The organism is Streptomyces sp. ATCC 21386, from assembly GCF_018728545.1.
Lineage (GTDB): Bacteria > Actinomycetota > Actinomycetes > Streptomycetales > Streptomycetaceae > Streptomyces.
Window position 1 is genome coordinate 4,949,105 of sequence record NZ_JAAVVL010000001.1, and the last position, 14,732, is coordinate 4,963,836.

Sequence of the window (14,732 nt, forward strand, 5' to 3'; positions counted from 1 at the left end):
GGCCGAGGGTCAGGTGGTGGGGGCCGGGAGCCGCCAGGTGGACCGGATCAGGGCGCGTTCGGTGCCGGTCAGGTAGACCGCGGTGGCGAGCCAGGCGCGGGCATAGCGGTCCGGGTCGGGGTCGGTGACGCGTCCGAAGACGTCGCGGGAGCGGCGGTCCGCCTCTGCGGTGAGCGCGGTCGCCAGGTCCGCGCCCGCCTTGAACCCACTGCGCCGCAGCGCCGTGCCCGCTCCGTCCCGGTCGCCGTCGCGGGCCGGCTCGGCGACCGCGCGGCGGCCTCCGGAGACGGCGACCTCGACCAGTCGGCGCAGCCGCCACAGCGGAGCCTCGGCGAGCGGGTCGGCCGGGGCCCCGGCCGGGCCGTCGACCTCGGGCAGCGCGTCCTGCGGCGGGAAGTGCGCGCCCCGCAGGCGGTCGTAGCCCAGGTCGGCGTGACCCTGCCACTCGTCCGGCAGCCGCAGCGTCGCCTCGGTGCCCGGGACCGGGCCGATCGCGAGCGGGCGGAGCGTGGCCGCTCGGTCGGGTTCCAGGCGTCCGAGCACCCGTATCCGCAGCCCGGGACGGCCGGCCAGCTGACGGAAGTTCGCGGTGTGCGCGAGATCGGTGTGGCCGTTGGCCGGGGTCAGCCGGACGAGGAGACCGCTGTCGGCCGACTCCCCGGAGCGGGACACCTCGCGGGCGAACAGGTGGTCGCCCGCCGCGCCGACGAGGACCAGGTCGCAGCCGATCAGTCTGCGCGCCTCCAGCTCCGCCTGCTCGGGGTCGGCCCCCGGGTCGCCGGTGAGCCGCTCGGCCACCGCCTCCGCGAGGGGGCGGGCGAACAGGGCGGCGAGCGGGCCCGCCGTCCAGGAGAGACCGGCGAGCGGAGTGGCCCGCACGCCCTTGCCGGAGCCGAGGCGGCCCTCCGGCGAGACAGTGGCGCCGGAGATCAGCAGTCCGCCCCGGGAGAGTCCGGCGTGGTCGAGGGTCCCGGAGCCGAGGGCGACCGTGGCCTTGGCGGCGCCCCGGGCGCGGGCCGGACCGCCAGGCTTCACATCGGCGATCGAGTACCAGCTCCCGTCGTCGGAGACGAGATGCGTGACGACACCGCCGTATCCGGTGGCCGAGATCACCGGTTCCCGGCACACACCGTGCACCCGCAGACCACCGCCCGGCCGATAGGCGCGCCGCGCCGTGCCGACGAGGGCGGGGTCGGTGTCGGACGCCGCCAACAGGCCGGTGGTGAGCAGCAGTTCGCGCACGGCGGCGACCAGGTCGGTCAGCCGGTGGCCGTCGTGCCGGGCGCGGGCCCCGCGCAGCCCGCGGACGACCCGCAGAGCCGCCGCCTCGGCGCGGTGCAGTCCGGCGAGGCGCGCGGTGTGCGCGGCCCGCAGCAACTCCGCCTGTGGCACCGCCCCCGCCGCCGGGACCCCGGCGGCCAGCACGGCCGCGGTGGCCGTCCACAGACCGGCCGCGGCGGCGACCTGGGCGGGGGAGGGGGCCTTGCCGCCGCCACGGCCTCTGTCGCCGGCCCCGCCGACGGGGCCCACACCCGCGCCGACGCCGGTGCCGGTGCCGGTGGTGCCGGGTTCGGCCGGTCCCTTCGCGTCGGCGGGGGCGATGGGATCGGCCTGCCTCGGGCCTTCGGCCGGGGTGACGGTGGCGGAGGAGCCGTCCGCTGTGCTGGAGCCATTGGCCCTGCCGGCTGAGCCGGACGCCGGAGCCTCACCATCGCTCCCGTGGAGGTCGTCCGCCGCCGGCTCGGCCGCGGCCGTGTCCTCGGCGTCGGCCACCGGGCAGGCGCTCAGGACGGCGGCACGGTGCAGACAGCGGGGTGCGAGCAGGCAACTGCACACCGCCCGCTCGGCGTCGGTCACCGCGCCCGAAGGACCGGGCGCCAGCGTGACTTCGGCGTCCTCGCCGCACCGGACGCGCAGGACACCGTCGTCGACCTCGACGGGCAGGGCCGCGTACGTCTCGACCGCGGCGTCCAGTTTCTTGCGCAACCGGGAGGTCAGGCTCTCCACGGCGGCGGCCACCACCTCGGGTGCCACCGGGGGCAGTTCGGCGTTCATCGGCTCTCTCCGCGCAGGCGGTCCCCCACCCAGCGGGCGAGGGCGAGGGGACTGAGGGCGGCGACCGGCATGCCGGCCGCGACGAGTTGCTGGGCGACGGGCACCGAGTAGCGCGGGGTGCCCGTGTCGTCCAGGGCGGCACAACCCATCAGGTGCACACCCGAACTCGCGAGGGCCCGCACCTCTCCCAGGAGGCCGCCCAGCGGGTAACCCTCCTCGAAGTCGCTCACCACGACCACGAGGGTCCGGCTGGGCACGGTCACCAGGGAACGGGCGTGCGCGAGCCCCGCCGCGATGTGCGTGCCACCGCCGACCCGGACCTCCAGCAGCAGCGACAGCGGGTCGTCCACCCGGTCGGTCAGATCGATCACCTCGGTCGAGAACGCCAGGAAGTGCGTCGACAGCGTGGGCACGCCGCCCAGTACGGCCGCGGTCAGCGCCGACCAGATGACGGAGGCCTCCATCGACCCGGACACGTCGACGACCAGGATCAGCCGCCAGTCCGCCTCCTTGCGGGACCGGGTGCTGAACACCGGCCGCTCCGGTACGACCATGGTCCGGCCGTCCGCCGTACGGTGGGTGCTCGCCAGGTTGGCCCGCAGGGTGCGCGGCAGATCGAGCCTGCCACCGGGTCGCCGGGTCGGACGCGGGGTGGCCAGGCCGGTGAGCGCGGGGCGCATCCGGGTGGCCAGCTCCTTGGCCAGTTCGTCGACGAGCCGCCGTACCAGCGGGCGCAGCCTGGCCAGTTGCTGTTCGGGCATTCCGCCGGCGAGGTTCAGCACGGAGGTCAGCAGGTCGACCGACGGGCGGACGGCCTTGGGGTCCAACTCGGCCAGTACGTCCGTACGGCCACGGTCGGCGGCCCGCGCCAGCACCTCCTCACGGACTTCGGTACCGAACAGCGCGTCCAACTCCTCGCCCCACTCCCGGGCCGTGGGGAACGACGTCTCCTGAGAACCGCCCTGACCGGGGCCGCCCCGGCCGAGGTCCGAGGAGCCCTCGCCCCGTCCGGTGCCGTACAACTCGTCGAGCGCGTGCGCGTAACGCCGGGCGTTCTGCGGCAGCTTCTCGCTCTCCCGGCCGAGGAGCAGCCGCCAGCGGTCGGTGGGGGAGAGGTGGAGGGGCTCGACGGACGGCTGAGTGGTGGGGTGGGGTGCGTCGGCGGTGGCAGGGCGGGCGGCGTCGGCCGTGACTGCGGCCTCGGCAGTTTCGGCCGACGCAGCGCTCTTGCCGACGTCGGGCGCATCCTTCGGATCACCGGTGACAGCCGGGGGCCGCGCGACGGTGGTGTCGTCGGCAGACCCCACCGAGGTCGCACCGATCGGCAGCCGGAGCGAGTCGACCGCCATCAGGCCCGCCGTGTCCGCCGCCGTCCACAGCGCGAGGAGTTCCGGGGAGGCGCTGAGGGACAGGTCGAGGCGGTCGCCGAGGCGTTCGGTGACCGTACCGAGCAGACGGTCGCGGCCGGCCGGGGTGAGCGTGTCGAAGCCGCCGCGCAGGGCGGGCAGCCGATCCAGGAAGCCCTGGTCCGTGAGCGTGTCGATCCGGTCGAGCAGTGGGTCCAGCGCGGTCGGCGCGGACTGGAGCAGCGGCGCGGCGCCGCTGAGCAGACCGCTGAGCCGAAGGGCCAGCGCGAGGCGGCCGTCGGGCCCGGTGGCCGTGTCGATCCAGCCTGCCGCACGCGTCCCGACGGTGTCGGCGCCGTCGAGGTCGAGCAGTACCCGCGCGGCGAGGGCTGCCCCTTGGATCAACGGGGAGCCGGAGCGCGCGAGCGTGCCCAGGGCGTCGTCCATGCGCAGTCCGAGGCGGTGTTCACCGGCCCGGGACGCGAGCGCCACGAGTGCGGCCGCGTCCTCCGGCTGGTCACTGCCCGCGAGACCGGGCAGCGCGCGGACCGCCGCTTCCAGAAGGCCGACGGCCAGCTCGGCCGCCGCCGACCTGCTCTCGGGCGTGGTGCCGGGCAGGTGTCCCCGCCGCAGTGCCTCCAACAGGTCGAGCCCTTCCAGCAGTTCGGGCAGGGTGGCCGTGGACGGGAGCACGACGGCCGCGTCCGCCAGCCGGTCGGCGACCAGCGCGGGCAGGTCGCAGCGGGCCGCCGCCCGGAGCCCGGCGAGGACCAGGGCACAGGTGGGCCCGCCGTCCGCCGACTCCCGGCGGAAGGTCTCCCGCAGGGTGCCCTCGGCGGCCAGGGCCGCGGTCACACCCCGGATCCCGGCCAGGTCGAGCCGGACGGGGACGGCCGGGGTCCACGACACCCGCCACCGGGTGGTGAGCGCCGTGCCGTCGCCCGTGCCGGTCACCTCCACGGATTCGCCGTAGCCCGCACCGCACACCGCGAGGCGCTGCAGCAGGATCTCGCGGCGGCCGTCGAGGGCGGAGCGGAGCGGGTCGAGCCGGAGTTCGCGCGAGGCGGGGTCCTCCGGGCCGGGCAGCCGCAGCGCGGCCACCTCCGCCTCCACGGACGGGCCGAGGCCGGAACGAGGGGTGCCCGGTGCGATCCGGCCCCGATCGGTGCCGACCAGCACCACTTCGAGCGCCCGGGCGAGAGCCCGGCCCCGGCCGAGCGGCTCGCCCTGGCCCAGCACCGTCGTCAGCGCCTCCAGGACCTCGCCCCGGCCGGGGGCCGCGAGCCCCCGGAGACTGGCCAGGTCGCCCGCCACCCGCAGGGCCTCGGTCGCCTCGCCCGTGCCCGCGGTGTGCCCGGCAGCGCGCAGCTCCCGGCACACATCGGTGACGGCCCGCGCGGCGGCGCCGTACAGCTGCTCGGGGTCGCCCCCGGCCGTGAACACCGCCTGCTGCCAGCGCGGGTCACGGATGCCCGCCGGATACCCGGAGCGGGAGTCGAGCAGGTCGAATGCGTACGGGACGAGCGAGGTGACGACCGGCGGGTGGTCCCCGACGAGGTCCGCTCCCCGGGCCCCGGCCGCGACGCCGTCCGCCCTCGCGGCCGACACCGCACCACCCGTGCCGGCCGTCTCCTCGCCGGCGAGTGCGACCGTTCCGTCCTGCGCGCCGGCCGGGTCGGCGTCCACCTGGGCCGCGTCCGTCAGCGCCGGGGCGTGGAACGCGCCGATCACGGCCGCCACCCGGCGCCCACCCGCCGCCGCGCGGGCGATCGTGTCCCGCATGTGCGCCTCACGGGCCAGGTCGACCGACGGCACGCCGCCCGCCGTCCGGGCGTCGCTGCGCAACGCCCACCCCACGCCCAGAGCCGCCCGGCGGATCGCCTCGGGCGTACAACCGGGAGCGAGTACCTCCACACACCGGTCCCACAGATCGTCACCGTCACGGCCGGTTCCGGCGGCGGTGAGCGCCGCCGCGAAGGCGGTGGGCGAGACGAGGGACGCCCTCGGCCGGTCCGCGTCCGTCGCCGGTCGGTCCGTGTCCGTCGCCGGTCGGTCCGTGTCCGTCGCCGGACGACCGGTGTCCGGGGAGGGCTCTCCGGTGTCCGTGGTCGCACAGTCGGTGTCCGTGACGGGATCCGCCGTGTCTGTCGCCGGTCGGTCCGTGGCAGGGAGGAGCTTCTCCGTCACAGTCCCAGGTCGGCCGATGTCCGTGCTCGGTCGGTCCGTGCCCGGTCGGTCCGTGTCCGTCCCCAGTTGGTCCGCGCTCCACGCCGGATGGGACATCGGCAGGTCGCAGCACACCACCTCCTTCCCCCGCTCCCGGGCCCAGCGGAGGGCGGCGAGTTCGGGGGAGAAGTCGGCGAACGGGTAGAAACCGAGGCGGCCGCCCTCGCTCGCCCCGGCCAGGGCCACCGGCGCGTGGGTGCCCGGCGCGGCGAGGTGAGGCAGCCAGTGCTGGAAGTCGGCCGGCAGCTCCACGCAGACGACATCCGCGCCGGACGCGTCCAGCAGGGCGGGCACGGCCGCGGCGAGTGCCGGGCTGTGGTGTCGTACCCCCAGCAGGTACGGCGCCGCCGAGTCGGCGAGGACCGTGACGGCGGCCCTCGGGTCCTGAGTGGTCGTCACCGAAGGTTCTCCCGCAGGTCCCAGAGGCGGCGCCACATCGCCGAGCCGTCCTCGGCGCGACGGCGCACCGGGCCGTCCCAGTAGCCGAGCAGCCGGGCGTGGTCGGCCGGGTCGTCCTTGCGGACCACGCCCAGCAGGTGCCCGGGGACGAGGTCGAGCGCGTCCCCGCCGGGCAGGTACGCGGCGGCCACCCCGAGCGAGGCCGCGACCGACACGGCCTCGGCGGTGGACATCACCGTGCCCGGACGCTCCACGTCCCATCCCTCGGCGGAGCGCCCCGCACGCAGATCGCGGAAGACGGTGACCAGCACGTCGAGCACCGCGTCGTCCACGCCGAAGGCCGCGCCCGCCCGCTGCACCGCCGCCTCCGCCTGCCGCCGGACCAGGGCCGTCTCGGCGTCGACGTCGGCGATGGGGTGCACGGTCTCGAAGTTGAAGCGGCGCTTGAGGGCGGCCGACATCTCCGAGACACCCCGGTCGCGCAGGTTGGCCGTGGCGATGACCGTGAACCCGGGCGCCGCCGCGACCTGGGCGTCGTCCGTGCCGGACAGCTCGGGCACGCTCACCCGGCGGTCGGACAGGATCGACACCAGGGCGTCCTGCACCTCCGGCAGACAGCGGGTGATCTCCTCGACCCGCGCCACCCGGCCTGAGCGCATCGCGCCGAGCACCGGCGAGTCGACCAGCGCCTGCGGGGTGGGCCCCTGGGCGAGCAGCAGGGCGTAGTTCCAGCCGTAGCGGAAGGCGTCCTCGGTGGTGCCGGCCGTGCCCTGCACGGTGAGCGCGCTGGTGCCGCACACGGCGGCCGACAGCAGCTCGGAGAGCATCGACTTGGCCGTGCCGGGCTCGCCGACGAGCAGCAGGCCGCGCTCACCGGCGAGGGTCACCACGCACCGTTCGACCAGGGCGCGTTCGCCGACGAACTTGGGCGCGATCACCAGCTTGTCCGGCAGCGTCTCGTGCGGCTTGGCCAGCTTGAGGGCCTCGCCGCCGCTGCCGCAGACGAAGGTGACCACGGAACGCGGGGTCAGGCGCCAGCCGGGCGGCCGCGGACCCTCGTCGTGGGCGGCGAGGAAGTCGAGCTCGGTGGCGTGGCGCTCCTCGGCGGGCAGGATCTGCCGGGCCGGAAGGGCCGTCGCCGTGTCGGTCGGGGTCATGAACGTCCTTGCTCAGTGGGTCAGTGGGTCAGTGGTCAGTAGGTAAAGGCGTAAGCAGGAATGCCGGTGAGTGCGTGGAAAGGGGCGAGGTCGGGCCGGGGCGCCCGGTGGCCGGGCGCCCCGGTCCCGATCAGCGGCGGCGGCCCCGACGCACCTTCAGTTCCTCGAACCGTGGCGCGTCGCCGTCCTGGATCCGCTGCCAGGCCCTGCGGTACAGCTCGGCGGCCGGTTCGGAGGGCACGATCACGCCGAACGTGGCGTGCTCGTCGGTCATCAGGCCGTCGAACAGCGGCAGCTTCCACCGCTCCAGCGGCAGCCGCGGCGCCTTCGGGTCGACCCAGCCGCCGGGCAGGAAGAGCGAACGCCCGGCCCTGGCACGGCTGGCCTCCACCACCAGCTCGCCTCCGGCCAGTTCGGCACGGGCCGCCTTGAGCCGGGCCGGCTTCCACCCCGTCCAGCGGGCCGTCATACGGTCCGTCGGGTCGGGCATGGCGAGCAGCATCAGATACAGCGTGGCCGCGTCCTCGCCGATGCCGTACTCCTTCGCCACCTCGGTCACCAGCTCGGGCACCGAACGGCTCGGGTCCTGCGGCCACCAGGTGCCGTCCTTGCCGCGCTCGCCCGCCACCGGGTCGCCCGGGTCGGCCAGCAGAGCGGCGTACGGGGCGGAACGGGCCAGCCGCAGCGCCACCTCGACGGCGTAGGGCCGCTGGTTGTCGATGCGCAGCGCGGGCAGGTACGGATCCTCGCCCGCCTCGTCGAGCAGCGCGACCCGGATGCCCGGCGCGGGCTGGTCGTCCTGGGTGGCCAGGATCACCGCGCCGTACCGCTCGAACCCCTCGCCGACCTCGGTCGGGGTGCCCGCGGTCTTCCGGAACTGGGGGAGGCCGATGTACCGCCCGACGTCCAGGACGAGCCCGGGGTGCGCGAGCCGCTCGCGTACGGCGGTCAGCGCGGTGGGCAGCGCGGCCCGCAGCGGGTCGCCGGCGGGCAGCCGGTGGGCGAGCCAGGCGGCGAGGCCCACCGAGCCGACGAGGGTGTCGGCGGTGAACCCGACCGCGCCGTCGTCGACGGGCCGGACCCGGTCGCCCCTGACCGCCCATTCCAGGTCCCGGGCGAGGCGGGGTTCACCGGCCGGGCTGAGCAGCGCGGGCAGGGCGCTGCGGAGTTCCCATGGGGAGTGCTTGACCGCGCGGGTCGCGTCGGCGAGCAGTTCCTCGGGGATCGCGATTCGCCTGCCGACCCTGCTGTTCCAGACCTCGGCCGCGGCGGCCACGTCGGGCCCCTCGGTCCACAGCCGGGCGGGGTCGGAGGGCAGCAGCGCGGCCACGACGGCGGCGCGGATCTCGCCGTCGACGCCGCGCAGTTCGTCCTTGGCGACGGCCGCGGGAGCCTGCTTCACACCGATGGCGTTGCGGGTCTCCGTGGACAGGAACGCCCGCTGGTAGACGTCGACCTGGGGAAGTCCGGCGACGATCAGCCGGGCCATCGTCTCGGTGACACCGGTGCGGCGCGCGAACTCCTCGGCGGCCTCCGGGAACCAGGGGGCCGGGCCACGCTCGGCCAGTTCGGTGAGAAACGCGCCGAGCCGGGCGGCATGCGCTTCCCCGGCCAGTCGGCAGGACTCGCGGAGGGTGTACGGCTCCGGGATCTCGAAGCGTCCCGTCGGGTCGTGGAAGAACCCGGTGAAGACGGCGCCGTCGTCGTCGTTGAGGGAGAGGCGTCCCACGACGGCGAGGAAGGCGCCGTCGCCCAGTGGCAGCAGGCCGTTCCACGAGCCGGCGCGCCAGTCGCCGGACGCGGTGCGCAGTTGATCGGCCTTCAGGCCCAGTATCACCGCGCGCCACCGCTCGGAGGCGGCACCGATCCCCAGCCCCAGCGTCGCGAACCGGTCGAGCAGGGCGCGCAGCGCCTCCCGGTGCTCTTCCGGGGTGGTGAGGGCAAGGGCTCGGAAGACGATGGCGCTCGTGCGGTCGGCCAGCGACCACAGATCCGGCCGTCCGCTCGGCAGTTCGGTCCCGTCGATGTGGAGGCGGACCGCCCCTCCCTTCGATGCGGTGGTGGCGGGGAGGAGTCCGGCGGCCCTGCTCATCACCCGCAGCGAACGGAAGACGGTGTCGGCCTCCTCGTCGCGGTTCCACCAGTGGTGGGGCGGCTCGCCGAGGCCGCTCAGGGCGCTCTGGAGGACGGTGTCGGCGGGGCCCGCGGGTCCCTCCGGCTCGTCCACTCCCTCGTCCAGCGCCCGGGTGAGGCGGGCCGCCGCCGCGTCGAGGACGGCCTGCTGCCCGGCGGCGTGGCGGACGACTCCGGCGATGCCCGCCACGAGGGCGTCATGGGTGACCGGCAGCAGCGCGCGGATCGCGTCGGGCAGCGCGTCCTTGTCCTCCTGCGCGGCGGCGGCCAGCAGGGCCGTCGACGTGGCCGCGTCGATGCGGCGCAGCGCCGCGGAGCCCTCCGGGTCGCGGGGCGTCATGCACTCCCAGAACTGCACCGGAGGCAGCAGCAGCGTGCCCTCGCCGAAGACGCCCGGGGTGCGGTCCGTCTTCGCGACGGAGGTGACGACGCCGTCGGTGTCGACGATCTCCAGCTGCCAGCCGTTGCGGACGACGGCGCGGGCCCGGTCGTCGCCCGGGAAGACGACCAGCGCGGACGGCCGGCCCTTCCCGGTGGGCAGGGTCACGGTGTGCCCGGCCAGGTCCTGCGTGCGGTAGGCGCCGTCGGGCAGCCGGATCGTGCGGAGGCCGACCACACCGTCGACGGGTGCGCAGGCCGGCGCGTGGCCGACGGTCGGGGAGGGGCCGAGCCAGCCGCCGTCGTACACGCTGCCCTCGGGGGCGTCGCGCAGCGCGTCGGCGAGGAAGGCGGGCATGCTCATGCGCCCGCGCCTGTGCGTCGCCGGGTCGTACTCGTAGAAGCCGTGTGTCTCCCGCTCGCCCTCCGCGTGCCAGACCCAGTACGAGGCGCCGTCGAACATCAGCCACCGCTCGTCGGGGATCGTGGTGTCCCCGGCGTGCAGCACCCCCGCGCCGGTCGCGCGGCCGCCGCCCGGCAGGGGCAGGGTGAGCTTCAGGTCGGCCTTGTACCAGTCCATCTCGGTGCTCCGGGTGCCGCCCGGACCCTCCATGGGCTGGGGGCTGTCGGCCCGGGTGTGCCAGTAGCCGCGCAGGCCGTTGTCGCGGGACCGCCAGTAGACGAGCAGCTCCCCGTCCACGTGGTGGAAGCCCGGGTCGCCCCACCTGTCGTCCGCGGAGACCCGCAGGTCGTGGGTGAGGAGTGTGCCCTCCGCACCGATCACCCGGGCCTGGGCGGCGCCCGCCACGACGAGGTGCGGCCAGGCGTCGGCGACGACGATGTCCTCGACGTCGTCCTTCGGGACGAGCGTGGCCGTCGCGTCCTCCCAGGCGGGCCAGCCCAGTTCGTCGAAGAGCCCGGCGCGCAGCGTGCGCGACAGCACCGGTGCCAGGTCGGTGGAGACGGCACCGCGCACCTCGTCCTCGGCGAGCGCCAGCGCCTCGGCGGGCAGCCACTTCAGCCGGGCGAGCGCGTCGGGCAGCTGCGGCAGACCCACGGCGGCGAACCGCCGGACGACCCCGCGCACCCACTCGGCCAGCAGCGGCCGCCCGCCCGGCGACGCGGCCAGCATCCGGATCGCGCGCCGTCCCTGGTCGTCGTCGCCGAACCGGTCCGCGCCCCGCCGGAAAGCCTTGTGGAAGCGGGAGTCGGCGGCCAGCGACAGCAGCTCGCGGTGTCCCTCACCCGGGGCCCACTGCTCCAGCGGCAGCGCCGAGTCCCCCGGCGGGGCGGCCACGGGCACGTCCAGGGAGAGCAGCAGATCCATCAGGTCGATGTCGTGCGTGACCCGCAACTCGCGTCCGGTGCTGGTCAGTTCGGCGCGCAGCCGGTCCGCCGTCCGCTCGACGAGCGGATACAGCTCGGGCATCCGGGTGGAGCCGCGCCAGGACCGTGCCCGCTCACGGTAGGTCAGGAACCGCTCCAGCCAGCCCGCCGTGCCGTCGTGCGGACGCTGCTCCTCGGGCAGGGAGCCGTCCCACAGCCCGGCCGTGGCGCCGGAGGCCTCCAGCATCTCCAGCCACATCGCGGGCATGTCGTCGTCGTGCGACGAGGGGAGCGTGTCCAGCAGGGTGCCCCGTACCTTGGGCTCGCGCTCCGCCAGCGCCACCAGTGCCGTACGGTGCCCCTTCCACCAGCCCGCCGCAGCGCGCAGCGTGGACGGCAGGACCAGCAGTTCGGCCAGGTACTCCTGTTCGGTCCGGTTCGCGTCCCGTCCGGCGGCCCGCGCCAGCCGGCGCAGGTCGTTCGCCATCTGAGCCGAGGGCGGCAGACCGCCTGCCGTACGGCGCAGGCACAGCTTGGTGAAGCGCCGCAGCGCCTCCTCGGCCGGGACCCGCGCGGCCAGCTCCTTCGCGTACGCCGACAGCACCTTCACCGGGAGGGCGCCGGCCAGCGCGAACTCCAGGAACACGGCGTCGAGCCGCTCCTCCTCCACGACGAGCCCGTGTTCCGCCTCGGCCCTGCGGGCGCGGGTGAACAACTGGGCCGCGTACGTGGCGTTCTCCTCGGCGAGGAACACCCGCCCGGCCTGCTCGAAGAAGGTCGGCAGGAAGTGCGGCACCGACGCCGCAAGCCGCTCGCCGAGTTCCAGATAGGCGTCCATGGCCGTCTTCGGCTTGGACTTCGCGTGCCGGGCCGCCTTCTCCAGGTCCGGCACGATGCCCAGCGCGTGGTGCCCGTCCGCCGGGTGGTGGACCAGTACCCACTCGGGGAAGCCCAGCGACTGCCGCAGCCCCAGCCCGACGACCGCCGGCTCCGCGTCCTGCTCCAGGCCCAGGAACCCGGCGGCCAGATCCTCCGCCGCGCCCAGCTCCCCGGCGACCAGCTGCACCACCACCCGGTCGTCCAGGCCCGGATGACGGTACGTCCGCGCCGTCAGCGGCACCGCCCGCTCCCCGGCCCCCTCGGTGTCCGGCGGCAGCACCCCGCCCGCTGCCAGCACATCCTCGTACGACACCCGTGTCCCCCCGCTCATGCGTCCTTGCCCTCCTCGATCACGCGCCCGGCGTACAGCGCTGCGGCCATCCGCATCCCCTCCGACCACGCCACCGGGCCCACTTCGCCGAGCGGCAGGGCGTGGCCGTCCTGGTCCTGCCAGGTGAGGCTGCCGGTCTCCACCTCGTCGTCCCAGTACGGCTCCCCGATCCACACGGAGGCCTCGACGGTGCGCCCGCCGTCCCGGACCCGGGCGGTGGCGTACCCGCCGGAGACGCGGTACCCCAGGGACGTGGCCCGTGCGGCGAGCGCGAACCGGGAGCGGTACCGGCCGCCGGTGAACTCCCGCACCTGGGTGGCCTTGGCGGCCAGGTCCTCCGGGCGCCGCCAAGTGGCCCGGTGTATCTGCTCGACGCGCTGGACGATGCCGAGCTCCGCCGCGAACTCGCGGATGTCGTCGAGGTCCGGCAGCAGCACCGGGTGCGGCAGGGTCACCGTGCGCGGGGAGAGACGGACCGTCTCACCGTCCAGGTTCACCACGCGCAGTTCGCCGGAGTCGGTGGCGCCCCGCAGGAAGCCCACCTCGTCCGGGTCGTCACCGACCACCGCGAGGTCGCGAAGGGCGACCTGCCACGCCTCGTCCGGCCACACCCGGGCCAGGAGGCCGGTGGGTACGGGCAGTGACGACACCATCCAGGCGTCCACCTGTTCGACGCACGCCGTTGCGTGCCGATCCAGCCATTCGGCGAACCGGCGCAGCCGGTCCACCTCGGGATGGTCCTTCAGCGCCCTCGGCAGCGACTTCAACTGCCGTCCCGCCGCACGGCCCGAGGTGGCTCGTGCGGCCACCCGCCCCTCCACAAGAGCGACTTCGTACCCGTCGCCCGCCGACAGCCATCCCACGAACCCCAGCCCCTAGCGTCAATTGCACAAGAAGAAAGCACAGTTCAGCCGGGGAATCCCGGCCCAAGTGCGACCATGTGCGGAACGCTAGCGGCAGCCACTGACAATCGGTCCGGCGCCTCCCCCCGAGGCCCCCTGCGGCACCTCGGGAAGCCCGACCGCGCAAGGGGCACGCGAGAGGATCCCCCCGGCGCCCGGCAAGCCAATCGAAGCGAACAGGGCAGACGCATCCGTAGACCTACGTAACCGGAGTACGTATTACCGGCCAGTCGCCGTAGGCGGCGCCGCGCGGCCGACGTGGGTCCGTCGCGTTCACCCTCCGCAGTGACACGTGCCCTGGCCGGCGGTCGCGCCGGGGGCACCGATCGCCCGACGGGCGGCGTCCCCCTCCGGGGGTGGCCGACCACCGGGCGCGGCCATGCCGCGGGCGATGCCCCGCGGCGTTCCCACGGACAGGGGCCGGAAATCGGCGGATGGCCGAGATCCCGCGCACCGCGCGGTGGCGGGAGAGCGGCGCGCGGTGTGCGATACGCGCCAATGCCGTCCGGATGCCGCCCCGCCCGCCGGACGGCCCGAACGGGTGGCGCCGGCCCCGCCCGTACCCCCTGTCACACCGTGGTTACCGTGCGCTGATGTGGGCTCGCGGGGTGGATGTCCCAGCTCCGCCGTACCGTCTTCACCCGGCGTGCACTTCCGGCCGGGCCGCGGCCGACCGCCGCCCGTCGGGGCAGACGGTGCGCCCGGCGGATGCCTAGCCTCCCGGCCCATGCGATCACCACTGATGAGACGCTTCGGCCTCGGTGCCGTACTCGCCCTCGCCCTCACCGTGTTCGGTACGGCCCCCGGCGCGAGCGCGGCCGCCCCGGCCCCCGCGGAGCTGACGTTCGCCACCGACAGCGCCACCACCACGCCCGGCGGCACGGTCGACCTGTCGATGACGATCACGAACAACCACACATACGACGTCTGGTTCATCTACCAGACCATCGAGCCCACCTGGCTGACCAACCAGCGCCCCGACCTGAAGTACTCCTTCACCGGCTGCAGCCTCGCCACGGCCTCCGGCGCCACCCCCTGCGCCGGCACCGGTCCCGCCAACCTCGGTACCAACTACGGCGCCACCATCCCGCCCGGCCAGAGCCGCACCGTCACGCTGACCCTCCAGGTCGCCGGTGACTCCGGCTGCAACGGGAACATCGGCTTCTACTCGTACTACTACGCCGAGTTCAGCGACAGGACCAATGTCAGCGCCGGTCCGGTGTTCACGCCCGAGACCCGGGTGCTCTGCGCCTGACGGCCGTCGGCCAGGTGTGCGGTCGTGACGGGAGTGACCTGAAATGATCTGCGGTCAGGCTTCCGTCATGGTCTGAACCACTGGCGAACGATCTGGCGGACCCCGGAGGTCCGCCGACCCGCCCCGCAGGGCCCGGACCAGCGCGCCGGGCCCTCGCGGTCGTCGTGCGCCCATTCGAGGGCGGATGAGAAAACGTTCAATTCGGTTCCAGATGTGCCCACTTGGACACCTGCGCTTTTCCGTCATGTTTCGCGGCATGACCACGAAAGCCACACACAGACACCACTATGTGACGCGACGGATGCGTCGACGACTGGGTTCAGAGGGGGACGCCGGCGTCACGCA

The 14,732-nt window shown here is 74.9% G+C and carries 6 protein-coding genes; 1 reads left to right on the forward strand and 5 read right to left on the reverse strand.

What is annotated here, in order from left to right:
- Positions 1-9: 9 nt before the first annotated feature.
- The 5 genes from GWK25_RS21125 to GWK25_RS21145 form a co-directional block, all read right to left on the reverse strand.
- On the reverse strand, positions 10-2,055 hold the full coding sequence (locus tag GWK25_RS21125; RefSeq protein ID WP_215452098.1) for an SWIM zinc finger family protein: 2,046 nt from the start codon (positions 2,053-2,055) through the stop codon (positions 10-12).
- Entirely contained in the window at positions 2,052-6,026 is a 3,975-nt protein-coding gene (locus tag GWK25_RS21130; protein WP_215452099.1) for a DUF5682 family protein, read from the reverse strand. Before GWK25_RS21130 ends, GWK25_RS21125 begins: the two co-directional genes overlap by 4 nt.
- Positions 6,023-7,183, reverse strand: coding sequence for an AAA family ATPase (locus GWK25_RS21135; protein ID WP_184898146.1), 1,161 nt, complete (start codon positions 7,181-7,183; stop codon positions 6,023-6,025). Before GWK25_RS21135 ends, GWK25_RS21130 begins: the two co-directional genes overlap by 4 nt.
- 130 nt (positions 7,184-7,313) lie before the next feature.
- Positions 7,314-12,230, reverse strand: a complete 4,917-nt coding sequence (locus GWK25_RS21140; RefSeq protein WP_215452100.1) for a DNA-binding protein — start codon at positions 12,228-12,230, stop codon at positions 7,314-7,316.
- Positions 12,227-13,093, reverse strand: a complete 867-nt coding sequence (locus GWK25_RS21145; protein WP_215452101.1) for a DUF4132 domain-containing protein — start codon at positions 13,091-13,093, stop codon at positions 12,227-12,229. The genes GWK25_RS21140 and GWK25_RS21145 overlap by 4 nt, the downstream gene beginning before the upstream one ends.
- Before the next feature lie 766 nt (positions 13,094-13,859).
- On the opposite strand from GWK25_RS21145, the gene GWK25_RS21150 reads away from it, so the two are divergent.
- The gene (locus GWK25_RS21150; protein WP_215452102.1) at positions 13,860-14,387 is read left to right on the forward strand and encodes a hypothetical protein; all 528 of its coding nucleotides are present in this window, start codon (positions 13,860-13,862) and stop codon (positions 14,385-14,387) included.
- The last annotated feature ends 345 nt before the right edge of the window (positions 14,388-14,732 follow it).